This is a genomic window from Streptomyces lydicus (assembly GCF_004125265.1).
Classification (GTDB): Bacteria; Actinomycetota; Actinomycetes; order Streptomycetales; family Streptomycetaceae; genus Streptomyces; species Streptomyces lydicus_C.
In genome coordinates this window covers 6,782,354-6,804,076 of the sequence record NZ_RDTE01000003.1, presented here as the reverse complement: position 1 = coordinate 6,804,076, position 21,723 = coordinate 6,782,354, and the positions used below count along the sequence as shown (strand labels likewise).

The window sequence follows — 21,723 nt, the reverse complement described above, 5'->3', positions numbered from 1 at the left end:
CGCGGCAACGCCCCGGGACAGCACAGCGCCGGGCGGATCCGACGTATCGGGTCCGCCCGGCGCGGTCGGCGGCCGGTGGTGGGTGGCCGCCTCAGGACTTCTTGGTGCTGCCGCTGCCGGCGGGCTTGGCGGCGTCCGCCGCGGGGGCGTCGGCCGCGTCTTCGGCCTTCCCGTCCGCGGGCTCGTCCTTCGCGGACTCCGCGGACTCCGCGGGCTTCGCGGGTGTCTCGGGGTTTTCGGACTTCGCGGGCTCCTCCGCCTGCGCGGTCCCGTCGGCGGAGGCCGGCTTCGGCGAGGTCTTCACGGCCGCGGCACCGGCGGTGGTGGCGTCAGCATCGGCGTCGTCGACGCTCTCAGCGCCCTTGACGCCCTTGACGCCGTCCGCGCCCTTGGTGCCTTCACCGCTCTCGTCCGCGCCCTCGCCCTCGGCGAGCTGCGCCCCCGGTTCGACGACCGCTTCCCGGCCGGGTGCCTTCTTGGCGGAGACCACCAGGTAGGCGATGGCCAGCACGAAAACGATCAGCGCGGTCCAGACGTTGAGCCGCAGGCCCAGGATGTGGTGCGCCTCGTCGACCCGCATGTACTCGATCCAGGCGCGCCCGGTGCAGTAGGCGGCGACGTACAGCGCGAACGCCCGCCCGTGGCCGAGCCGGAAGCGCTTGTCGGCCCAGATCACCAGCGCCGCGACGCCGAGGCACCACAGGCTCTCGTAGAGGAAGGTCGGGTGGTAGGTACCGCCGATCCGTCCGATCGCCGGGTCGGAGCTGATCTTCAGCGCCCACGGGACATCGGTCGGCTTGCCGTACAGCTCCTGGTTGAACCAGTTGCCCCACCGGCCGATCGCCTGCCCGATGGCCAGACCGGGCGCCAGCGCGTCGGCGTAGGCCGGCAGCGGGATGCCCCGCCGGCGGCAGCCGATCCAGGCGCCCACGGCTCCGAGCGCGACAGCGCCCCAGATGCCGAGGCCGCCCTCCCACACCTTGAAGGCGTCGAGCGGGTGGCCGTTCGGGCCGAAGTACGGCTCGTACGTCGTGATGACGTGGTAGAGGCGGCCGCCGACCAGCCCGAAGGGCACGGCCCACACGGCGATGTCGGCGACGGTGCCGGAGCGGCCACCGCGCTGTACCCAGCGCTTGTTGCCGAGCCAGACGCCGACGAAGACGCCGATGATGATGCAGAATGCGTAGCCGCGCAGCGGGATCGGGCCGAGATGTACGACGCCGACCGACGGGCTGGGAATGAATGCGAGGTCCATGGCAGGGTCGACGCTACCGCGCCGGGCGGGGTCGGCGACAACCCACCCGGCAACGGCTGCGTAACGACCCCGCTGTCGTGCGATGACGCTGTGTGTCCGGGAGCGGACCGCGGCGCCGCGGGGGCGGAGCCCGTCGAGACCGCCAGGAACACCAGGAAGGCCATGAAGGCCAGGAAGGCCAGGAACGCCAAGAGGGTCTTCCCTCTGACTCCCCCAGGACCCCGGCCGAGTCTGCTGGTCCCCTGGTCCCGTGGTCCCGTGGTCCCGTGGTCCCCCAAGTCCCCTAGGTCCCCGGCGTGGCATCCCTGTAGGTCCCCGGTGTGGAGCTCACGCCGTGCTGCTCCCCTCGGGGCGAAGTGTTCCGGGCGGCGTGTTCTCCCTGGGGCGGGGTGCTCCGGAGGGCCTGCTTCCCCCGGGTCGGGGCGGCCGGGTGCGGCGAGGCGCCGGAGTGGCGCGAGGCCCCTGAGTGCGGCGGGGCCCCCGCGTGCGGCGAGGCGCTTTTCCCCGGCTGCTTGCCCTTGTCGGCGTCCTGCACCATCTTCTTCAGGTCCGCGGGGCTGAAGCGGCCGCCCTTCTCCTTCGAGAGGTCCTTTCCGTTGAGCAGGACGGTCGGGGTACCGCGGTATCCGGACCTGGCGAAGGCGTCGGTGGACTTCTGCACGAAGCGGTCGTACCTGCCGTCGTTGACGCACCGGGTGAAGGCGGGGGTCACCAGTCCCTTGACCTTGCCGGCGAGCTGGAGGAGGTACTGCTTGTCGGCGAACTTGTCCTCCTCCTCGGGTGGCTGGTGGGAGTAGAGGACATCGTGGTACTCGCGGAACTTCCCCGCGTCCTGGGCACAGAGGGCGGCGTTGGCGGCGTTGAGGGACCCCTTGCCGCCGGCGTTCCCGTCGATGATCGTCACGAGGTGGTACTCGTTCTTGAGCTGACCTGAGTCCTGCAACTCGTGGATGGCCGGGCGGAAGCCGGTCTCGAACTGCTGGCAGGCGGGGCAGCGGAAGTCCTCCCACACCGTGAGTGTGGAGGGGGCTTGGGGGGCGCCGACGGGAACGGCGGGGCTGCTGCCGCCGCCGACCTGCTTCGGGCGGGCGGTTTCGTTGTCGGAACCGCTCTTGCCGCTGCCGGCCGAGGTCGCCCAGACGGCGATGCCACCGGCGACCGCCAGCGCCACCACCACCGCTCCGGCGACGACGGCCTGCCGGCCGCGCCGGGCGCGCGCCTTCTCCTTTTCCCGCTGTTCCTGCATCCGCTCGCGGGCGGTTCTCTTACCCTCATGGTTCTTCTGGCTCACGCCCCTGGACAACGAAGCGGAGGGGTGCCGCCGCACCCCTCCGCACCGATGTTCGCCCTATCGAGGGACAGCCGACCGGTCCCCCCATCCCTGTGGGACCGGCGGCGCGCTCCGCGCTAGGCCCGCTGTCGCACGCCCTCGGCCAGTTCGGCGGCCAGGGCGCGGATCCCGGCGAGACCGTCCGCCAGATCGCCGTCCGCCGCCAGCATCCGCTTGACGAACGCCGAGCCGACGATCACTCCGTCCGCGAACCGGGCCACCTCGGCGGCCTGTTCGGGGTTGGAGACGCCCAGGCCGACGCAGACCGGCAGGTCGGTGGTCGCCTGGGTACGCCGTACGAGGTCCTGCGCCTGCGCGCCCACCGACTCACGGGTGCCCGTGACGCCCATCAGCGAGGCGGCGTAGACGAAGCCGGAGCCCGCGGCCGTGATCTCGGCCAGCCGCGCGTCCTTGCTGCTGGGGGCGACGACGAAGACGGTGGCGAGGCCGTGCTTGTCGGCGTGCTCCCGCCAGGTCGCGGACTCCTGGACCGGCAGGTCGGGCAGGATGCAGCCGGCGCCGCCCGCCTCGGCGAGCTCGGCGGTGAACCGCTCGATGCCGTAGCGGTCGATCGGGTTCCAGTACGTCATGACGAGGACGGGCTTGCCGGTGGCCCGGTGTGCCTCGCGTACCGTCCGCATCACATCCGCGATCTTCACGCCGCCGCGCAGGGCGATGTCGTCGGCGGTCTGGATGACGGGGCCGTCCAGGACCGGGTCGCTGTGCGGCAGCCCGACCTCCACGACGTCCGCGCCGCCGTCGAAGACGGCCTTCGCCGCCTCGATGCCGCCGTCGACGGTCGGGAACCCGGCCGGCAGGTAGGCGATGAGGGCGGAGCGGCCCTCTGCCTTGGCGGCGGCGAGGGTGTCGCTCAACAGCTTGATGTTCCCGCTCACTTGACGTCCCCCTCGATCTCCGCGTCGGTGGCGGCGTTGTCCGCCTCGACGGCGGCGTCCGTGTCGTACAGGTCGAAGTAACGGGCGGCGGTGTCCATGTCCTTGTCGCCGCGCCCGGACAGGTTGACGACGATCAGGCCGTCCGTGCCGAGCTCCTTGCCGAGGTCCAGGGCGCCGGCCAGCGCGTGGGCGCTCTCGATGGCCGGGATGATGCCCTCGGTCTGCGAGAGCAGGCGCAGCGCCTGCATCGCGGCGTCGTCGGTGACGGCACGGTACTCACCGCGGCCGCTGTCCTTGAGGTAGGCGTGCTCGGGCCCGATACCCGGGTAGTCGAGGCCGGCCGAGATGGAGTACGGCTCGGTGATCTGGCCCTCCTCGTCCTGGAGGACGTAGCTGCGGGAGCCGTGCAGGATGCCCGGTTCACCGGCGCTCAGGGTCGCCGCGTGCTCGCCGGTCTCGATGCCATGGCCGGCCGGCTCGCAGCCGACGAGCCGGACGCCGGCGTCCGGGAGGAAGGCGTGGAAGAGGCCGATGGCGTTGGAGCCGCCGCCGACACAGGCGACGGCCGCGTCCGGCAGACGGCCCGCGCGCTCCAGGATCTGGCGGCGCGCCTCGACGCCGATGACGCGGTGGAAGTCGCGCACCATCGCAGGGAAGGGGTGCGGTCCGGCGACGGTCCCGAACAGGTAGTGGGTGCGGTCGACGTTGGCCACCCAGTCGCGGAAGGCCTCGTTGATGGCGTCCTTGAGGGTCCGGCTGCCGGACTTCACGGCGATGACCTCGGCGCCGAGCATCCGCATCCGGGCGACGTTGAGGGCCTGCCGCTGGGTGTCGATCTCGCCCATGTAGATGGTGCATTCGAGGCCGAAGAGGGCGCAGGCGGTGGCAGTGGCGACACCGTGCTGGCCGGCGCCGGTCTCGGCGATGACCCGGGTCTTGCCCATCCGCTTGGTGAGCAGTGCCTGGCCCAGCACGTTGTTGATCTTGTGCGAGCCGGTGTGGTTGAGGTCCTCGCGCTTGAGGAACACCCGGGCCCCGCCGGCGTGTTCGGCGAACCGCGGCACCTCGGTGAGCGCGCTGGGGCGCCCGGTGTAGTTGACCATCAGGTCGTTGAGCTCGGCGGCGAACGCGGGGTCCGCCTTGGCCTTCTCGTACTCGGCGGCGACCTCGTCGACCGCGGCGACCAGCGCCTCGGGGATGAACTTGCCGCCGAAGGCACCGAAATAGCCTTCGGCGCTGGGGACGCGCCCCTCGGGGTCGGGAAGGAAGAAATCGGAGGACATCAGACGCACTCCTCGGCCGGGGCGGGCTGCCCCGGAAGTCCGGTTGTGTCGGAGACATTCGGGATTCGGAATTCGGGATTCAGGCATCACGGTAGGCGGCGCGCGCCGCACGGACCGGTGCCGCCGCGGAGCCGCACGGGGCGGCTTTCGCGGAGGCCGGACGGCGTCGTGGGGTCCGGTCGCGGGTGGCGGGATCCGGTGGCGGATCCCGAACCCGGTCGCGGGCTGTGGGGCGCGGGTCATGGGACCCGGCCGCGGGCCCGTGGGCCCGGTCGCAGGGCACAGAGCCACAGGACCCGGCCGCCGGCGCTCCCCCGCCCCCTCCCCCCTCTCCCCCTTCGGGGGAGGGGGCGGGGGTGGGTTCGGGGGTGGGGGGTGAAAAGGCAGTCAGACGACCGCCGCACCCGCCCGCACCCCGGCGCCCGGAAGGGGCCGACGCGTCAGCGCGCGGACCCCGGTCGCCATCGCCTGCCGTTGATCTGTCCCGGCTCGGATCCGATGTGGTACCTGACCCTGCGCCCGTGGACCCGTCGTGCGGGCGCCCGGCAGCCGCGGTGCCACGGCGGCAGCGCGCAGCGCTGGGGCTCGGGGCTGCGGTGGGCGGCGGGCGGGAAGCCGCGGACCAGCGCCGGGCGCGGGACGCGGCCGGCCCCCGCCGCGGCACGCACGCCTGCCGGCCCCGGGTAAGGAACCCGGGCCCGGCAGCTGAGCCTCGCGGCGGTGGCGGTCATGTCGGTGTGTGCCGTTCCCCGGCGCTCAGGACCGGCCGTGCCGGATCGCCGGGTGGGAGCCCGCGGCGACCAGGTCGGCGACCGCGGTCCTGGGGTCCTTGCCGGTCACCAGCGACTCGCCGACCAGCACCGCGTCCGCGCCGTCATTGGCGTACGCGATCAGGTCGTGCGGTCCGCGGACACCGGACTCGGCGATCTTGACGATGTGGTCGGGGATCTCGGGGGCGACCCGGGCGAAGTTGCCGCGGTCGACCTCGAGGGTCTTCAGGTTGCGGGCGTTGACGCCGATGATCTTGGCGCCGGCGTCCACCGCGCGGGCGACCTCTTCCTCGTCGTGTACCTCGACCAGTGGCGTCAGCCCGATCGACTCGGCCCGCTCGATCAGCGAGACCAGGGCCTCCTGCTCCAGCGCGGAGACGATCAGCAGCGCGAGGTCGGCGCCGTAGGCACGGGCCTCCCACAGCTGGTAGGCGGTGACGATGAAGTCCTTGCGCAGCACGGGGATGTCGACCTTGGCGCGGACGGCCTCCAGGTCGGCCAGCGAACCGCCGAACTTGCGCTGCTCGGTCAGGACGGAGATGACCGCCGCGCCGCCCGCCTCGTAGTCGGCGGCCAGACCGGCCGGGTCGGCGATCGCGGCGAGCGCGCCCTTGGACGGGCTGGAGCGCTTGACCTCGCAGATCACCGTGACGCTCTCGCCCTTGAGCGCGGCGACGCCGTCCTTGGCGGGACGCGCCTTCTGGGCCCGCTCCTTGAGCTCGTCGAGGCCGACGCGCGCCTGCCGCTCTGCGAGGTCGGCACGGACGCCGTCGATGATCTCGTCGAGCACACTCACGCGAGCGGCCTCCTTCTTGAGCGGTGGAGGTGGACAGTGGCCGGCGGGACGAGCTGCCCCATCCGGCACTCCGATGGTATCCGCCAAAGGATCCAGGTCTCACATCCGGTGGACCGCGGTCCCACGACCCGGACATCCCGAGCCCCCGTGCGGGCGGGCGCTACCGGCCCGCACGGCCTGCCGGTCACGGGGCCAGCCCGCTGCCGAAGGGGAGGTTGCGGACGACCGTGAAGACCAGCAGCAGACCGCCCAGCGCCCACCAGTGGACGGCTCGCGGCCGCGGGCCCGGCGTACGGCGTCCGCGCACCGCACGGCCCAGCCAGCGGGCCCAGAGGACCGCACAGGCGGCGTACCCGGCCACCGCGAGGGCGTTGGCGCCCAGCGCCGCCACGAGATCGCCGTGGGCGACGGCATGGGCGCTGCGCAGGCCGCCGCAGGCCGGGCAGAGGAGGCCGGTGAGGTGCAGCAGCGGGCACACCGGGTAGTGCCCGGGTTCGTTCGGGTCGACGACGCCGAGGCAGGCGAAGGCGGCGGTGGCGGCGGCCAGGACGCCCAGGGGCGCCGCCAGACGGCGGGGCAGCCCGCCGGGGAGTCGGGCTTCGGGCCGGGGCCGCGCCGCGGGTTCGCTCACGTGCCGATTGTGCGGCCCTGCGCGCGAAGGCGCAGCTTCTCGGCCGCCGTACGGAAAGGGCACGGACGGCTGGTACGGCACCGGGGGTGCGTACGGACCGGGAAGCGGCGCCTTCGAGGGGTGCGCCGGGTCGCGGCGCCACGGGAGCGGAGAGCGCGGCCCTCCTGCGGCCGGCTCAGCCCTCCTGCGGCTGCGCCTTCGCCTGGGTGCGCGGCTTGGCCGAGCGCTTGGGCTCCTGGCCCAGGCCGGCCGCGCGCATCAGACCGCCCGCCAGGGCGCCGAGACCGATCAGCACGATGCCGGCCCAGAAGCCGGGAACGTTCCCCAGCACGATGAAGGCTCCGGAGACACAGAAGCCGATGAACGAGATGATGACGCCGGTCCAGGCGGCGGGGGTGTGTCCGTGGCCACTGCTCGACATGAATGCTCCTCGTTGCTCTCTCGCGCCGGGGTCGGGGCGCGGTGATCCTCAGCGCCCATTGTCACCGATGCCGGGTGGAGCCCCGTTACCGGGTGGGGTCCTCACCGCGGTCCAGGGACTTCCAGATCTCCTCGGGGCGGTCCAGATCCGGCGCGGGCGGCGTCCGCCGCGGGCCCCGGCCGCCCCCCGGCGTGCGCTCGTAGCGGCCCGACATGGCAGGCCAGTGGCGCCCGCAGACCAGTGCCAGCAGCCCGGCGAGCAGCAGCAGCAGACCGCCGGCGGCGGCCACCCACGGCCATCCGGTGTGCGTGACGTGATGCACACCGGCGTCGGTCAGTCCGACCGCGGTGGCGGCCTTCTCCCGCAGCGCCGAGGTGTCGGAGTTGCCCAGCACCGCGGCGACGGCGATGCCCACGCCGCTGAGCGCGAGCAGCACGGCGACCGCGATCCGGCCGGCCCTGCGCACCGCGAAGACGGCGACCAGCGCGGCCAGCCCGACGACGGCCAGCGCGCCGGGCACACCGGTCACATCGGCGCCGGTGACGGAGCGCGGCAGCTCGCCCTGGGCCAGCACGGCGGTGCCCTTGGCCCAGGTGCGGCCGGAGGCCAGCAGCGCCAGGGCGGCGCCGACCGCACCGGCCGGCAGCGCCAGCGCGAGACTGCGCTTCGCACGGGACGCGGGCCTGGCCGGCGGGGGCCCGGGCGTGACCTGGGGCTCGGTCTCGGCGGGGGTCTGGGGTACGGCACTCACGGGTACCACTATCGCGCACCGGGCGGCGGGGCCCGGCGCGCGGGGTGGCACCTCAGGTCACGGGGGCTACCCGCCCAGGTGGTTCGCGGTGTTCACGGCACGCAGCACCGCTGCCGCCTTGTTGGGCACTCGGGGCACCCCGCGGCGGGGTGGACCGGGGCAGGAGCCGTTGGTGGTCCCGCCCGGTGGACCACCAACGGCGGGCTACCCGCCCAGGTGGTTCGCAGTGTTCACGGCGCGCAGCACTGCGGCGGCTTTGTTGCGGCACTCGGTGTCCTCGGCCACCGGGTCGGAGTCAGCGACGATCCCGGCGCCCGCCTGGACGTAGGCGGTGCCGTCCCGCAGCAGGGCGGTGCGGATCGCGATGGCGGTGTCGGAGTCGCCGGCGAAGTCGAGGTAGCCCACGCAGCCGCCGTACAGACCGCGCCGGGTCGGCTCCAGCTCCTCGATGATCTGCAGGGCGCGCGGCTTGGGGGCGCCGGAGAGCGTGCCCGCGGGGAAGCAGGCGGTGAGCACGTCGAAGGCGCTGCGGCCCTCGGCCACCTGCCCGGTGACCGTCGAGACGATGTGCATCACATGGCTGTAGCGCTCGACGGACATGAAGTCGACGACCTCGACGCTACCCGGCTCGCAGACCCGGCCCAGGTCGTTGCGGCCCAGGTCGACCAGCATCAGGTGCTCGGCGCGTTCCTTGGGGTCGGCCAGCAGCTCGTCCGCGAGGGCCTGGTCCTCCTGGACGCTCGCGCCGCGCGGGCGGGTGCCGGCGATGGGGTGGACCATGGCCCGGCCGTCCTCGACCTTCACCAGCGCCTCGGGGCTGGAGCCGACGACGTCGAAGCCGGACCGCACGCCGTCCTCGCCCTCGAAGCGGAAGAGGTACATGTACGGGCTGGGGTTGGTGGCCCGCAGCACCCGGTAGACGTCCAGCGCGCTCGCCGTGCAGGGGGTCTCGAAGCGCTGGGAGGGCACGACCTGGAAGGCCTCGCCGGCCCGGATGCGCTCCTTGATGTCCTCGACGGCCTCCCGGAAGGCCGGGCCGCCCCACTCGGCGGTGTACGGCGGGACCTCGGACGGGGGCAGCGCGGCGGCACCGGCCTGCGCGGGCCGGGCGAGGTCGTCGGCCATGGTGTCCAGGCGGGCCACCGCGTCGGCGTAGGCCTCGTCGACACCGGTGTCGAGGTCGTTGTGGTTGATCGCGTTGGCGATCAGCAGGACGGTGCCGCTCCAGTGGTCGAGGACGGCGAGGTCGGAGGTGAGCAGCATGGTCAGCTCGGGCAGCCGCAGGTCGTCCTCGGTCTGCTCGCCGATCTTCTCCAGGCGGCGCACGATGTCGTAGCCGAGGTAGCCGACCATGCCGCCGGTGAAGGGCGGCAGGCCCTCGCCCTCGATGAGGTCGCGGGGGGTGTGCAGCGCCTCGACGGTGTCGCGCAGCGCGTCGAGCGGGTCGCCCCCGGCCGGCATGCCGACGGGCGGGCTGCCCAGCCAGTGCGCCTGCCCGTCGCGGGTGGTGAGGGTGGCGGCGCTGCGGACTCCGATGAAGGAGTAGCGCGACCACGTACGGCCGTTCTCGGCGGACTCCAGGAGGAAGGTGCCGGGGCGTTCGGCGGCGAGTTTGCGGTAGAGCCCGACCGGGGTGTCGCCGTCCGCGAGCAGGCGCCGGGTGACGGGGATGACCCGCCGGTCCTTGGCGAGGGTGCGGAAGGTGTCGAGGTCCGGAGTGGCGGTGCCGGTGGTTCCCGTGGTCATGGCAGCGGAGCCTACTGGTCCTGACCGGCCCGGGTGGTCAGTACGTCCGCATCGAAGCAGGTCCGGTCGCCGGTGTGGCAGGCGGCGCCGACCTGGTCGACCCGGACCAGGACGGTGTCGGCGTCGCAGTCCAGTGCCACGGACTTGACGTGCTGGACGTGGCCGGAGGTGTCGCCCTTGACCCAGTACTCCTGGCGGCTGCGGGACCAGTACGTGCAGCGGCCGGTGGTGAGGGTGCGGTGCAGCGCCTCGTCGTCCATCCAGCCGAGCATCAGCACCTCGCCGGTGTCGTACTGCTGGGCGATGGCGGGGACCAGGCCGTCGGCGCCGCGCTTGAGGCGGGCGGCGATGGCGGGGTCCAGGGCGGGGGTGGTGTCCGGGGTGGCGGCGCGGCTGCTCATGGTGTCCATTGTGCCGTGCGGCATCCTGCAGGCATGCATCATCAGCAGCCGCCCGCGCCGCCACCGCCGCCGGACCCGGACCGCGCCGCGCGGGTGGCGGCGCGGGTGCTGGGCGCGGTGTTCGCGGCGGCGGTGCTGGTCGGCGTGGTGGTCGTGATGGTGGTGTTCCGCTCGTGAGAGGGCGTGCTCCCGCCGGGCGAGGACGGCGGACTCCCCCGGGCTTCACGGGCGCCGGGGGACGGGCTCACGCCCCCGGCTTCCCGGAGGACGGGCTCACACCCCCAGCTTCGCCGCCCGCAGCCGGTCGATGGCGTCCTTGTCGCCGTCCAGCTCCACCTCGGCGGCGTCCTGCCGGCCGAAGGCGAACATCGTCAGCTCGCCCGGCTCGCCGACGACCGTGACCACCGGGGTGCCGCGATGGGCCACCGCGGTCCGCCCGTCCGGGCGCCGCAGCACCAGGCCCACCGGCGACTTCCGGCCCAGCACCCGGGCCATCCGCTCGATCCTGGACCACAGCGCGTCCGCGAACACGGGGTCCAGCTCCCGCGCGCTCCAGTCCGGCTGCGCCCGCCGTACGTCCTCGGCGTGGACGTAGAACTCGACGGTGTTGGACGCCTCGTCGATCTGCTTGAGCGCGAACGGCGACATCCGTGGCGGCCCGGTCCTGATCAGCCGGATCAGCTCCTCGTACGGCTTGCCGGCGAACTCCGCCTGCACCCGCTCCAGCCGCGCGGCCAGCGGCTTGACGAGCAGCCCGCCGGCCGCGTCGGCGCGCCGCTCGCGCACCACCACATGCGCGGCCAGGTCCCGCGCGCTCCAGTTCTCGCACAGCGTCGCCGCCTCGGGGCCTGCGCTCTCCAACAGGTCGGCGAGAAGGAGCCGTTCACGCTTCGCATGGGTCGACATGCGGCCAGCCTACGACCGGGCGCGGCCCCCTGCCACGGGGCCGCGCCCGGCCTCGTCCGGTGACCGTCCCCTCTCCCCCGTCTGCCGGATTCCCGCCCGCTCAGGGCCCGTCCGGCTCCAGGTGCTCCCGCAGGATGCGCTCCAGCTCCCGGGCGGCGCGCGGCGGGGAGACATCGCCCCGGTGGGCGACGGAGACCACGCGGTGCATACCGGGCGTCGAGAAGGGGGTGACGCGCAGGCCGGAGCGTTCGGCGACCATGCTGGGGACCACGGCGAGGCCCAGCCCGGCCCGGACGAAGCCGAGGACCGCGTCCATCTCGCCGCCCTCGACGGTGAAGGCGGGCTCGAAACCGGCCGCCCGGCACGCCGCGGTGGTGAATTCCCGCAGGTCGTAGCCGCGGCGGAACATGGCGAGCGGCCGGCCTCGCAGATCCTCCACCCGGATGCGGGTGCGCCGGCCGACCGGGGCCGGGCGGTCGGGTGCGGAGACCACGACCAGTTCCTCGCGCAACAGGGCGGAGGTGGTCAGGGCGGGGGCCTGGAGCGGGAGCGGAGTGATGACCAGGGCCAGGTCCAGTGCGCCGTCGGCCAGCGCCCGGACGAGGTCCTGCGAGCCGTCCTCGGTCACCAGGAGGTCCACCCCCGGATACGCGGTGTGGAAGGCCCGCAGGACGTCGGGGACGAGGCTGGCGCACAGGCTGGGCGGGGCGCCGAGGCGCAGCCGGCCGCGGCGCAGCCCGGCGACCTCCTGGACCTCGCGGCGGGCGGTCTCGGCATCGGCGAGGATCCGCCGGGCGAGCGGCAGCAGCGTCTCGCCGGCGTCGGTGAGGGTGATGTGGCCGCGGGCGCGGTGGAAGAGCTCCGCTCCCAACTCCCGTTCCAGCGAACGGATCTGCTGGGAAAGGGAGGGCTGGGCGACGTGTTCGCGCTCGGCGGCGCGGGTGAAGTGCCGGGTGTCGGCCACGGCCGTGAAGTAGCGGAGCTGCTGCAACTGCATACAGGGAAGGATAGGCGGCGATAGGCGCAGCCTATGAAGATGAGCCGGACCATGTCTTGGACTGATCGGAAGCCGGTCCCTACCGTCGGGACGCATGGCACTGGACACACGGACGGGCCGACGGCCGTCCTTCGCGGGCCTCCTGTGGCGCTCGACCGTCGGCAAGAAGACGGCGATGGCCGTCAGCGGCCTCGTGATGCTGCTGTACCTGGTCGTCCATATGCTGGGCAACCTCAAGATCTTCTTCGGGGCGGCGGAGTTCGACGGGTACGCCGCCTGGCTGCGCACCATCGGCGAGCCGTTCCTGCACCACGAGTGGTTCCTGTGGATCGCGCGGGTGGTGCTGCTGGCCGCGGTCGTGGTGCATGCGGTGGCCGCGTACCAGCTCAGCCGGCGGGACCTCGCCGCCCGGCCGGTGAAGTACTCCCACCCGTTGCCCGTCCACCGGCCCCGGCCGGGGCGCTTCGCGCCGCACCTCCTTCTGCGCCGCCGCGCGAGCTACGCCACCCGGACGATGCGCTGGGGCGGTGTCATCCTCGGCCTGTTCGTCGTCTGGCACCTGCTGGACCTGACGACGCTGACGGTGAATCCGCGCGCCGAGGCCGGCCACCCGTACGCGAACGTGGTGGCGACCTTCTCCACCTGGTACGGCAACGCCGTCTACGTCGTGGCGATGCTCGCCCTGGGGCTGCACATCCGGCACGGCTTCTGGAGCGCCGCGCAGACGCTGGGCGCGGGCCACTCCGGCCGCGACCGGACGCTCAAGGCCCTCGCGAACGTCCTCGCCGCCGTCCTGACCGCGGGCTTCCTCGCGGTCCCCGTCTCCGTGATGACCGGAGTAGTGAGCTGACATGACGCCGACTGCCGACCAGGCTCCGACCGCGGGCCGCCGGACTTCGGCCGCCGGCCCCGCGCCGACCGCCGCCACGCCGCCGCGCGGCAGCTACGCCGACTACCCGACCGGCGCGCCCCTCGCCGACACCGCGGCCCCCGGCGGGCCGGTCGCCGAGCGCTGGGACCGCCGCCGCTTCGAGGCCAGGCTCGTGGGCCCGGCCAACCGCCGCAGGCACACCGTCATCGTCGTCGGCACCGGACTCGCGGGCGGCGCGGCCGGTGCCACCCTGGCCGAACAGGGCTACCACGTCGAGCAGTTCTGCTATCAGGACTCCCCGCGCCGGGCCCACTCCATCGCCGCCCAGGGCGGGATCAACGCGGCGAAGAACTACCGCAACGACGGCGACTCCGTCCACCGCCTCTTCCACGACACCGTCAAGGGCGGCGACTTCCGCGCACGGGAGTCCAATGTGCACCGGCTCGCGCAGATCTCGGTGGAGATCATCGACCAGTGCGTGGCCCAGGGCGTGCCGTTCGCCCGCGAGTACGGCGGCCTGCTCGACACCCGCTCCTTCGGCGGCGTCCAGGTCTCCCGTACGTTCTACGCCCGCGGCCAGACGGGGCAGCAACTGCTGCTCGGCGCCTACCAGGCGCTCTCCCGGCAGATCGCGGCCGGGACGGTGCGCCTGCACGCCCGTACCGAAATGCTCGACCTGATCGTCGTCGACGGCCGGGCCCGCGGCATCGTCGCCCGCGACCTGGTCACCGGCCGGATCGAGAGCTACCTCGCGGATGCGGTGGTCCTGGCGTCCGGCGGCTACGGCAATGTCTTCTACCTGTCGACGAACGCCCTGCACTCCAACGCCACCGCCGTGTGGCGGGCGCACCGGCGCGGGGCGTACTTCGCCAACCCCTGCTTCACCCAGATCCACCCCACCTGCATCCCGCGCACCGGCGACCACCAGTCCAAGCTCACGCTGATGAGCGAGTCGCTGCGCAACGACGGGCGTATCTGGGTCCCGAAGGCCCGGGGCGACGTCCGCCCGCCCGGCCGGATCCCCGAGGAGGAGCGCGACTACTACCTGGAGCGCCGCTACCCCTCCTTCGGCAATCTCGTACCCCGCGACATCGCCTCCCGGGCCGCCAAGGGCGTCTGCGACGAGGGCCGCGGCGTCGGTCCCGGCGGTCAGGGCGTGTACCTGGACTTCGCCGACGCGATCGCCCGGACGGGCAGGGCCGCGGTCGAGGAGAAGTACGGCAACCTCTTCGACATGTACGCGCGGATCACCGCGGAGGACCCGTACGAGACGCCGATGCGGATCTACCCCGCCGTGCACTACACGATGGGCGGCCTGTGGGTCGACTACGACCTGCAGACCACCGTCCCCGGCCTGTTCGCCCTCGGGGAGGCCAACTTCTCCGACCACGGCGCCAACCGGCTCGGCGCCTCCGCCCTGATGCAGGGCCTCGCCGACGGCTACTTCGTCCTGCCGCCGGCCCTCAACGACTACCTGGCCCGCACGCCCCTCGCCGCCGTGGACGACGGCCACCCGGCGGCCGTCGCGGCTGTCGGGGAGACCACGGCACGCCTGACGCGGCTGCTCGCCGTCGACGGCGACCGCACCCCCGACTCCTTCCACCGCGAGATCGGCGCCCTGTTGTGGGAGCACTGCGGCATGGCCCGTACGGACGAGGGGCTGCGCACGGCCCTCGACCGGATTCCGCAGCTCCGCGAGCAGTTCTGGCGCCGCGTCAAGGTGCCCGGCACCGGCGAGGAGTTCAACCAGTCCCTGGAGAAGGCCCACCGCATCGTCGACTACCTGGAGCTCGCCGAGCTGATGTGCCTCGACGCCCTGCACCGCGCCGAGTCCTGCGGCGGCCACTTCCGCGAGGAGTCGCAGACCCCCGACGGCGAGGCCGCCCGCCGGGACGAGGAGTTCTGCTACGCGGCCGGCTGGGAGTTCACCGCCACCGGCGAGGCCCCCGTCCTCCACAAGGAAGACCTGGTCTTCGAGTACGTCCACCCCACCCAGCGGAGCTACGCATGAAGCTCACCCTGCGCATCTGGCGCCAGCAAAGCGCCGACGCCCCGGGCGCCCTGTCCACCTACGAGGTGGACGGCATCTCACCGGACATGTCGTTCCTGGAAATGCTCGACACCCTCAACGAAGAGCTCCTGCTGGGCGGTGACGATCCGGTCGCCTTCGACCACGACTGCCGCGAGGGCATCTGCGGCGCCTGCTCGCTGGTCATCAACGGCGAGGCGCACGGCCCCGAGCCCACCACCACCTGCCAGCTGCACATGCGGTCCTTCCGGGACGGCGACACCCTCGACATCGAGCCGTGGCGGGCCGCCGCCTTCCCGGTCGTCAAGGACCTGGTCGTCGACCGCTCCGCCTTCGACCGCATCATCCAGTCCGGCGGCTACATCACCGCCCCGACCGGCGCCGCCCCCGAGGCACACGCCACCGCCGTGCCCAAGCCGGCCGCCGACACCGCCTTCGAGCACGCCGAGTGCATCGGCTGCGGCGCCTGTGTGGCGGCCTGCCCCAACGGCTCGGCGATGCTGTTCACCGCCGCCAAGGTCGTCCACCTGGGCTCCCTGCCCCAGGGCGCCCCGGAGCGGGAGAGCCGCGTCCTGGACATGGTGGGACGGATGGACGCCGAGGGATTTGGCGGGTGCACCAACACCGGGGCGTGTGCGACGGCCTGTCCCAAGGGGATTCCGCTCTTCAGCATCGCCGCCATGAACCGGGAGTTCGTCCGGGCGGCGCGGAAGGGGCGCTGAGCCGGACCGCGGGGCTCTCCCGACGGGTGCGCTCCGGGTCAGCGCACCGGGTGTCCCGCCCCCCGGAGGGCGTCCTTGACCTGGCCGATGCGCAGGTCACCGAAGTGGAAGACGGAGGCGGCCAGGACCGCGTCGGCGCCGGCCGCGACGGCCGGGGCGAAGTCGTCCAGCTTGCCGGCGCCGCCGGAGGCGATCACCGGGACGGTGACGTGCCTACGGACCGCCTCGATCATCTCGACGTCGTAGCCGTCCTTGGTGCCGTCGGCGTCCATGGAGTTGAGAAGGATCTCTCCGGCGCCGAGTTCGGCGGCGCGGTGGGCCCATTCCACGGCGTCGATGCCGGTGCCGCGGCGGCCGCCGTGGGTGGTGACCTCGTAGCCGGACGGCGTCCCCGCGTCGGTGCGGCGGGCGTCGACCGAGAGGACCAGGACCTGGCTGCCGAAGCGTTCGGCGATCTCGCGGATCACGTCGGGGCGGGCGATGGCGGCGGTGTTGACGCCGACCTTGTCCGCGCCGGCCCGCAGCAGCTTGTCGACGTCCTCGGGGGTGCGGACGCCGCCGCCCACCGTGAGGGGGATGAAGACCTGCTCGGCGGTGCGGCGGACCACGTCGTAGGTGGTCTCGCGGTTGCCGGAGGAGGCGGTGATGTCGAGGAAGGTCAGCTCGTCGGCGCCCTCCTCGCCGTAGACCTTCGCCATCTCGACGGGATCGCCCGCGTCGCGCAGGTTCTGGAAGTTGACGCCCTTGACGACCCGGCCGCCTTCGACGTCCAGGCAAGGGATGACTCGGACCGCCAGGGTCATGTCGGTTCAGGCCTCTCTGACAGTTCTCGGAAAGCTTCCAGTTCCACTTCCACCAGGACGCGGGGGTCGACGAATCCGGAGACCACGACCAGGCTCGAAACGGGCGGCGCGGCCTCGAAGAGCTCCCGGTGGGCGCGGCCGGATGCGTCCACATCGCGCAGGTGGGTGAGGTACACACGGGTGCGCAGCACCGCGTCGGCGCCGAGGCCGAAGGGTTTGAGCGCATCCAGCGCCTGGGTGAAGGCGGCCTTGGTCTGTTCGTACGGGTCGCCCTCGCCCACAAGGACGCCGTCGACCAGTGGCATCGTGCCGGCGACCAGGACCCGGTCGCCGGCCGCCACGGCGCGTGCGAAACCGATCTTCTCTTCCCAGGGGTTGGGAGTCCGTACGCGCTCGATGGTCATCATGCGGCCTTTCGTTCGCCGTTACGACAGTTACGACACTGCTGCCAGCGCCTCTTCGAGAGTGAACGCCTTCGCATAGAGCGCCTTGCCGACGATCGCCCCTTCGACACCTTCCGGTACCAGCGAGGCCAGCACCCGCAGGTCGTCGAGCGAGGAGACACCGCCGGAGGCGACCACGGGCCGGTCGGTGGCCGCGCAGACGTTCCTGAGCAGTTCGACGTTGGGGCCCTGGAGGGTGCCGTCCTTGTTGATGTCGGTGACGACGTAGCGGGCGCAGCCCTCGGAGTCGAGGCGGGCCAGCGTCTCGTAGAGGTCGCCGCCGTCGCGGGTCCAGCCGCGGCCGCGCAGCGTCGTGCCGCGGACGTCCAGGCCGACCGCGATCTTGTCGCCGTGCTCGGCGATGACCTTGGCGACCCACTCGGGGGTCTCCAGCGCGGCGGTGCCGAGGTTGACCCGGCGGCAGCCGGTGGCCAGGGCCGCGGCGAGCGAGTCGTCGTCGCGGATACCGCCGGACAGCTCGACCTTGATGTCCATGGAGCGGGCGACCTCGGCGATCTGCGCCCGGTTGTCGCCGGTGCCGAAGGCCGCGTCGAGGTCGACGAGGTGCAGCCACTCGGCGCCGGACCGCTGCCAGGCGAGGGCCGCCTGAAGCGGGTCCCCGTAGGAGGTCTCGGAGCCGGACTCACCGTGCACCAGGCGGACGGCCTGGCCGTCGCGGACATCGACGGCGGGGAGGAGTTCGAGCTTCGCAGCGTTCGGCATTACAGGGTCTCGATCCAATTGGTCAGGAGCTGGGCACCGGCGTCGCCGGACTTCTCGGGGTGGAACTGGGTGGCCCACAGCGGGCCGTTCTCGACCGCGGCCACGAACCGCTCGCCGTGCGTGGCCCAGGTGACCTTCGGCGCGGTGAGGTGGGGGTTGCCGACCTCCAGCTCCCAGTCGTGCACCGCGTAGGAGTGCACGAAGTAGTAGCGGGCGTCGGCGGGCAGCTGGGCGAAGAGCTGGGAGTCCCCGGCGGCCTCGACGGTGTTCCAGCCCATGTGCGGGACGACCTCGGCCTTGAGCGGGCCGACCGTGCCGGGCCACTCGTCCAGGCCCTCGGTCTCGACGCCGTGCTCGATGCCGCGGCCGAAGAGGATCTGCATACCGACGCAGATGCCCATCACGGGGCGTCCGCCGGACAGCCGGCGTCCGATGATCCAGTCGCCGCGGGCCTGCTTGAGCCCGGCCATGCAGGCGGCGAACGCGCCGACGCCGGGGACCAGCAGGCCCTCGGCGTTCATCGCCCGGTCGAAGTCCCGGGTGATCTCCACCTCGGCGCCGACGTGCGCCAGCGCGCGCTCGGCGGAGCGGACGTTGCCGAAGCCGTAGTCGAGGACGACGACCTTCTTACGGGATGCCGAGGGGCTCAATTCCATACCTCCAGCCGCAGCACGCCGGCGAGCAGGCACAGCGCCGAACCGACGGACAGCAGCACGATCAGGCCCTTGGGCTGCTGCTGCTTCCAGAACGAGTAGACACCGCCGAGGAGAAAGAGCCCGAGCAGGATGAAGACGGTGGACAGACCGTTCACGGGCTACAGGGCTCCCTTGGTCGAGGGGATGATCCCGGCCGCGCGCGGGTCGCGTTCGCTGGCGTAGCGCAGGGCGCGGGCCAGCGCCTTGAACTGGCACTCCACGATGTGGTGGGCGTTGCGGCCGTACGGGACGTGGATGTGCAGTGCTATCTGTGCCTGGGCGACGAACGACTCGAAGATGTGCCGGGTCATGGTCGTGTCGTAGCTGCCGATCATCGGCGCCATGTTCTCCGGCTCGGTGTGCACCAGGTACGGGCGGCCGGAGAGGTCCACGGTCACCTGGGCGAGCGATTCGTCCAGCGGGACGGTGCAGTTGCCGAAGCGGTAGATCCCGGACTTGTCACCGAGGGCCTGCTTGAACGCGGCGCCCAGGGCCAGCGCGGTGTCCTCGATGGTGTGGTGGGTGTCGATGTGCAGATCGCCGTCGGTCTTGACCTTGAGGTCGAACAGGCCGTGCCGGCCGAGCTGGTCGAGCATGTGGTCGTAGAAGCCCACACCGGTCGACACCTCCACCTCGCCCCTGCCGTCGAGGTCGATCTCGACGAGGACGGAGGTTTCCTTGGTCGTGCGCTCCACGCGTCCTACGCGGGTCATCGCTTGCTCTCCTTCAGTACTGCGCGAACCGCGTCGAGGAACGCGTCGTTCTCGGCCGGGGTGCCGGCGGTGACCCGCAGCCAGCCCGGTACGCCGTTGTCCCGGACCAGCACGCCGTGGTCGAGGATCGCCTGCCAGGTGGCGTGCGCGTCCTCGAAGAGGCCGAACTGCACGAAGTTGGCGTCGGAGTCGACGACCTGGCAGCCGGCCGCCCGCAGCTCGGTGACCAGGCGGTCCCGCTCGGTCTTGAGCTGCGCGACGTACTTCAGCAGGGTGTCGGTGTGCTCCAGCGCGGCGAGTGCGGTGGCCTGGGTGACGGACGAGAGGTGGTACGGGAGCCGGACCAGCTGCACCGCGTCGACCACGGCGGGGTCGGCGGCGAGGTAGCCCAGGCGCAGTCCGGCGGCGCCGAAGGCCTTGGACATGGTCCGGGAGACCACCAGATTCGGCCGGCCCTCGATCAGCGGCAGCAGCGAGGGCCGGTGGCTGAACTCGCCGTAGGCCTCGTCGACCACCACCAGCGCGCCGGCCCCGTCGGCCCGGGCCGCCTGCGCCGCTTCGTACAGCGCGAGCACGGTCGCTTCCCCGACGGCGGTGCCGGTGGGGTTGTTCGGCGAGCAGATGAAGACGACATCGGGCCGCTCTTCGGCGATGACCGCCCTGGCCGCCTCGACGTCGACGGTGAAGTCGTCGTTGCGGGGGCCGGAGATCCAGCCGGTGCCCGTGCCGCGGGAGATCAGCCCGTGCATGGAGTACGACGGCTCGAAGCCGAGGGCCGTGCGGCCGGGGCCGCCGAAGGTCTGCAGCAGCTGCTGGATGACCTCGTTGGAGCCGTTGGCGGCCCAGACCTGGTCGGCGGTGACCTCGTGGCCGCCGGTGCGGGTGAGGTAGCGGGCCAGCTCGGTGCGCAGCTCGACCGCGTCCCGGTCGGGGTAGCGGTTGAGCCGGCGGGCGGCCTCGGTCACCCGCTCGGCGATCCGCTCGATCAGCGGCTCGGGCAGCGGGTAGGGGTTCTCGTTGGTGTTCAGCCGCACCGGGACGTCCAGCTGGGGTGCGCCGTAGGGGGACTTGCCGCGCAGCTCGTCCCGGATGGGGAGATCGTCGATCCTGGTCACGTGCCTGCTCACTTGCTCTGCGGGACCTTCCACTCGAACCTGGCCTTCAGCGCGGCGCCGTGGGCCGGAAGGTCCTCGGCCTCGGCGAGGGTCACCACATGGTGGGCGACCTCGGCCAGCGCGTCGCGCGAGTAGTCCACGACATGGATGCCGCGCAGGAAGGACTGCACGGACAGGCCGGAGGAGTGGCAGGCGCAGCCGCCGGTGGGCAGGACGTGGTTGGAGCCGGCGCAGTAGTCGCCGAGAGAGACCGGGGCCCAGGGACCGACGAAGACCGCGCCGGCGTTGCGGACCCGGGCGGCGACGGCGGAGGCGTCGGCGGTCTGGATCTCCAGGTGTTCGGCGCCGTAGGCGTCCACGACCCTCAGGCCCTCGTCGATGCCGTCGACGAGGACGACGGCGGACTGCCGTCCGGCCAGCGCCTCGGTGATCCGCTCGATGTGCTTGGTGGCCGCGACCTGCCGCTTGAGTGCGTCCTCGACGGCGTCGGCGAGCTCGGTGGAGTCGGTGACCAGGACGGCGGCGGCGAGGGTGTCGTGCTCGGCCTGGCTGATCAGGTCGGCGGCGACGTGCTCGGGGTCGGCGGTGGCGTCCGCGAGGACCGCGATCTCGGTGGGGCCGGCCTCGGCGTCGATGCCGATCCGGCCCTTGAGGAGGCGCTTGGCGGAGGCGACGAAGATGTTGCCGGGGCCCGTGACGAGGTTGACCGGCAGGCACTCCTCGGTGCCGTACGCGAACATCGCGATGGCCTGGGCGCCGCCGGCGGCGTAGACCTCGTCGACGCCGAGCAGGGCGCAGGCGGCGAGGATGGTCGGGTGCGGCCGGCCGCCGAACTCCTTCTGCGGCGGGGAGGTGACGGCGATGCCCGTGACGCCGGCCTCCTGCGCGGGGACGACGTTCATGACCACGGACGACGGGTAGACCGCCAGGCCGCCGGGGACGTAGAGGCCCACCCGCTCGACGGGGACCCAGCGTTCGGTGACCGTGCCGCCGGGGACGACCTTGGTGGTGACGTCGGTGCGGCGCTGCTCGCGGTGGACGATCCGGGCGCGCCGGATGGACTCCTCCAGGGCGGCGCGCACGGCCGGGTCCAGCGCGTCGAGGGCCGCGCGCAGTGCCTCGGCGGGCACCCGCACGCGCTCGATCTCGACGCCGTCGAACCGCCGCGCGTAATCGATCAGCGCCGCGGTGCCGCGATGGCGTACGTCCTCGCAGATGGGCCGCACCTTCTCCAGGGCGGCTTCCACGTCGAACTCGGCACGGGGCAGCAGGTCGCGCAGGGCGCCACCCTCGGGGAGGGCGTCACCGCGCAGATCGATTCGGGAGATCACCCTCCCAGTGTCTCAGACCCGCTCCTGGGCCCGGTCGCCCGTATCACTCAGTGATACACAGCGGCACACGCACTCCACACACCGTGATACGGGCC

General features: G+C 72.7%; 25 protein-coding genes. 4 read left to right on the top strand and 21 right to left on the bottom strand.

What is annotated here, in order from left to right; all coding sequences use genetic code 11:
* Nucleotides 1-91 precede the first annotated feature (91 nt).
* The 11 genes from lgt to hisI all read right to left on the bottom strand — a co-directional run bounded on the left by lgt (nucleotide 92) and on the right by hisI (nucleotide 10,280).
* Complete coding sequence (gene lgt, locus D9V36_RS32485) at nucleotides 92-1,255, bottom strand: prolipoprotein diacylglyceryl transferase (protein WP_129296905.1); 1,164 nt, start codon at nucleotides 1,253-1,255, stop codon at nucleotides 92-94.
* Nucleotides 1,256-1,538: 283 nt separating this feature from the next.
* Nucleotides 1,539-2,546, bottom strand: a complete 1,008-nt coding sequence (locus D9V36_RS32480; protein ID WP_129296904.1) for a DsbA family protein — start codon at nucleotides 2,544-2,546, stop codon at nucleotides 1,539-1,541.
* Between the two features lie 116 nt (nucleotides 2,547-2,662).
* On the bottom strand, nucleotides 2,663-3,481 hold the full coding sequence (gene trpA / locus D9V36_RS32475) for a tryptophan synthase subunit alpha (protein ID WP_129296903.1): 819 nt from the start codon (nucleotides 3,479-3,481) through the stop codon (nucleotides 2,663-2,665).
* Nucleotides 3,478-4,764, bottom strand: a complete 1,287-nt coding sequence (gene trpB, locus D9V36_RS32470; RefSeq protein ID WP_129296902.1) for a tryptophan synthase subunit beta — start codon at nucleotides 4,762-4,764, stop codon at nucleotides 3,478-3,480. Before trpB ends, trpA begins: the two co-directional genes overlap by 4 nt.
* Nucleotides 4,765-5,204: 440 nt before the next feature.
* Complete coding sequence (trpM, locus tag D9V36_RS43140; RefSeq protein ID WP_431357716.1) at nucleotides 5,205-5,495, bottom strand: tryptophan biosynthesis modulator TrpM; 291 nt, start codon at nucleotides 5,493-5,495, stop codon at nucleotides 5,205-5,207.
* A 25-nt stretch (nucleotides 5,496-5,520) separates the two neighbouring features.
* Nucleotides 5,521-6,330, bottom strand: a complete 810-nt coding sequence (trpC, locus tag D9V36_RS32460) for an indole-3-glycerol phosphate synthase TrpC (RefSeq protein WP_088797201.1) — start codon at nucleotides 6,328-6,330, stop codon at nucleotides 5,521-5,523.
* 184 nt (nucleotides 6,331-6,514) lie between these two features.
* Nucleotides 6,515-6,961 (bottom strand): DUF2752 domain-containing protein, encoded by a 447-nt coding sequence (locus tag D9V36_RS32455; RefSeq protein ID WP_129296901.1) that lies wholly within the window; start codon nucleotides 6,959-6,961, stop codon nucleotides 6,515-6,517.
* Between the two features lie 175 nt (nucleotides 6,962-7,136).
* The gene (locus tag D9V36_RS32450) at nucleotides 7,137-7,382 is read right to left on the bottom strand and encodes an HGxxPAAW family protein (RefSeq protein WP_129296900.1); all 246 of its coding nucleotides are present in this window, start codon (nucleotides 7,380-7,382) and stop codon (nucleotides 7,137-7,139) included.
* Between the two features lie 85 nt (nucleotides 7,383-7,467).
* Nucleotides 7,468-8,133, bottom strand: a complete 666-nt coding sequence (locus tag D9V36_RS32445) for a TIGR02234 family membrane protein (RefSeq protein WP_129296899.1) — start codon at nucleotides 8,131-8,133, stop codon at nucleotides 7,468-7,470.
* A 204-nt stretch (nucleotides 8,134-8,337) separates the two neighbouring features.
* On the bottom strand, nucleotides 8,338-9,879 hold the full coding sequence (locus D9V36_RS32440) for an anthranilate synthase component I (protein WP_129296898.1): 1,542 nt from the start codon (nucleotides 9,877-9,879) through the stop codon (nucleotides 8,338-8,340).
* An 11-nt stretch (nucleotides 9,880-9,890) separates the two neighbouring features.
* Nucleotides 9,891-10,280, bottom strand: a complete 390-nt coding sequence (hisI, locus tag D9V36_RS32435; RefSeq protein ID WP_129296897.1) for a phosphoribosyl-AMP cyclohydrolase — start codon at nucleotides 10,278-10,280, stop codon at nucleotides 9,891-9,893.
* A gap of 33 nt (nucleotides 10,281-10,313) precedes the next feature.
* On the opposite strand from hisI, the gene D9V36_RS41215 reads away from it, so the two are divergent.
* The gene (locus D9V36_RS41215) at nucleotides 10,314-10,457 is read left to right on the top strand and encodes a hypothetical protein (RefSeq protein WP_164993081.1); all 144 of its coding nucleotides are present in this window, start codon (nucleotides 10,314-10,316) and stop codon (nucleotides 10,455-10,457) included.
* 96 nt (nucleotides 10,458-10,553) lie between these two features.
* Here the strand turns inward: D9V36_RS41215 and D9V36_RS32430 are convergent, their stop codons facing one another.
* Complete coding sequence (locus tag D9V36_RS32430; protein ID WP_129296896.1) at nucleotides 10,554-11,186, bottom strand: TIGR03085 family metal-binding protein; 633 nt, start codon at nucleotides 11,184-11,186, stop codon at nucleotides 10,554-10,556.
* Nucleotides 11,187-11,286: 100 nt separating this feature from the next.
* Nucleotides 11,287-12,183, bottom strand: a complete 897-nt coding sequence (locus D9V36_RS32425) for a LysR family transcriptional regulator (RefSeq protein ID WP_129296895.1) — start codon at nucleotides 12,181-12,183, stop codon at nucleotides 11,287-11,289.
* A gap of 94 nt (nucleotides 12,184-12,277) precedes the next feature.
* Here D9V36_RS32425 and D9V36_RS32420 point away from each other — a divergent pair, with 94 nt between their 5' ends.
* The 3 genes from D9V36_RS32420 to D9V36_RS32410 are packed head-to-tail and all read left to right on the top strand — an operon-like array spanning nucleotide 12,278 to nucleotide 15,805.
* On the top strand, nucleotides 12,278-13,033 hold the full coding sequence (locus D9V36_RS32420; RefSeq protein ID WP_129296894.1) for a succinate dehydrogenase: 756 nt from the start codon (nucleotides 12,278-12,280) through the stop codon (nucleotides 13,031-13,033).
* Between the two features lies 1 nt (nucleotide 13,034).
* Nucleotides 13,035-15,065, top strand: a complete 2,031-nt coding sequence (locus tag D9V36_RS32415; protein ID WP_129296893.1) for a fumarate reductase/succinate dehydrogenase flavoprotein subunit — start codon at nucleotides 13,035-13,037, stop codon at nucleotides 15,063-15,065.
* Nucleotides 15,062-15,805, top strand: a complete 744-nt coding sequence (locus tag D9V36_RS32410; protein ID WP_129296892.1) for a succinate dehydrogenase/fumarate reductase iron-sulfur subunit — start codon at nucleotides 15,062-15,064, stop codon at nucleotides 15,803-15,805. Before D9V36_RS32415 ends, D9V36_RS32410 begins: the two co-directional genes overlap by 4 nt.
* Before the next feature lie 38 nt (nucleotides 15,806-15,843).
* Here D9V36_RS32410 and hisF read toward each other — a convergent pair whose 3' ends face one another.
* The 8 genes from hisF to hisD are packed head-to-tail and all read right to left on the bottom strand — an operon-like array spanning nucleotide 15,844 to nucleotide 21,628.
* The gene (hisF, locus tag D9V36_RS32405) at nucleotides 15,844-16,608 is read right to left on the bottom strand and encodes an imidazole glycerol phosphate synthase subunit HisF (protein ID WP_129296891.1); all 765 of its coding nucleotides are present in this window, start codon (nucleotides 16,606-16,608) and stop codon (nucleotides 15,844-15,846) included.
* Nucleotides 16,605-17,012: a Rid family hydrolase gene (locus D9V36_RS32400; RefSeq protein ID WP_129298836.1), complete on the bottom strand. Its 408-nt coding sequence runs from the start codon at nucleotides 17,010-17,012 to the stop codon at nucleotides 16,605-16,607. Before D9V36_RS32400 ends, hisF begins: the two co-directional genes overlap by 4 nt.
* A gap of 30 nt (nucleotides 17,013-17,042) precedes the next feature.
* Nucleotides 17,043-17,774, bottom strand: a complete 732-nt coding sequence (gene priA / locus D9V36_RS32395; RefSeq protein ID WP_129296890.1) for a bifunctional 1-(5-phosphoribosyl)-5-((5-phosphoribosylamino)methylideneamino)imidazole-4-carboxamide isomerase/phosphoribosylanthranilate isomerase PriA — start codon at nucleotides 17,772-17,774, stop codon at nucleotides 17,043-17,045.
* Nucleotides 17,774-18,430 (bottom strand): imidazole glycerol phosphate synthase subunit HisH, encoded by a 657-nt coding sequence (gene hisH, locus D9V36_RS32390; RefSeq protein ID WP_129296889.1) that lies wholly within the window; start codon nucleotides 18,428-18,430, stop codon nucleotides 17,774-17,776. The genes priA and hisH overlap by 1 nt, the downstream gene beginning before the upstream one ends.
* The gene (locus D9V36_RS41210; RefSeq protein ID WP_164993080.1) at nucleotides 18,421-18,585 is read right to left on the bottom strand and encodes a hypothetical protein; all 165 of its coding nucleotides are present in this window, start codon (nucleotides 18,583-18,585) and stop codon (nucleotides 18,421-18,423) included. The genes hisH and D9V36_RS41210 overlap by 10 nt, the downstream gene beginning before the upstream one ends.
* 3 nt (nucleotides 18,586-18,588) lie before the next feature.
* On the bottom strand, nucleotides 18,589-19,182 hold the full coding sequence (gene hisB / locus D9V36_RS32385; protein ID WP_030085936.1) for an imidazoleglycerol-phosphate dehydratase HisB: 594 nt from the start codon (nucleotides 19,180-19,182) through the stop codon (nucleotides 18,589-18,591).
* Nucleotides 19,179-20,297 (bottom strand): histidinol-phosphate transaminase, encoded by a 1,119-nt coding sequence (locus tag D9V36_RS32380; protein ID WP_129296888.1) that lies wholly within the window; start codon nucleotides 20,295-20,297, stop codon nucleotides 19,179-19,181. Before D9V36_RS32380 ends, hisB begins: the two co-directional genes overlap by 4 nt.
* 8 nt (nucleotides 20,298-20,305) lie before the next feature.
* On the bottom strand, nucleotides 20,306-21,628 hold the full coding sequence (hisD, locus tag D9V36_RS32375) for a histidinol dehydrogenase (RefSeq protein WP_129296887.1): 1,323 nt from the start codon (nucleotides 21,626-21,628) through the stop codon (nucleotides 20,306-20,308).
* Nucleotides 21,629-21,723: the final 95 nt, after the last annotated feature.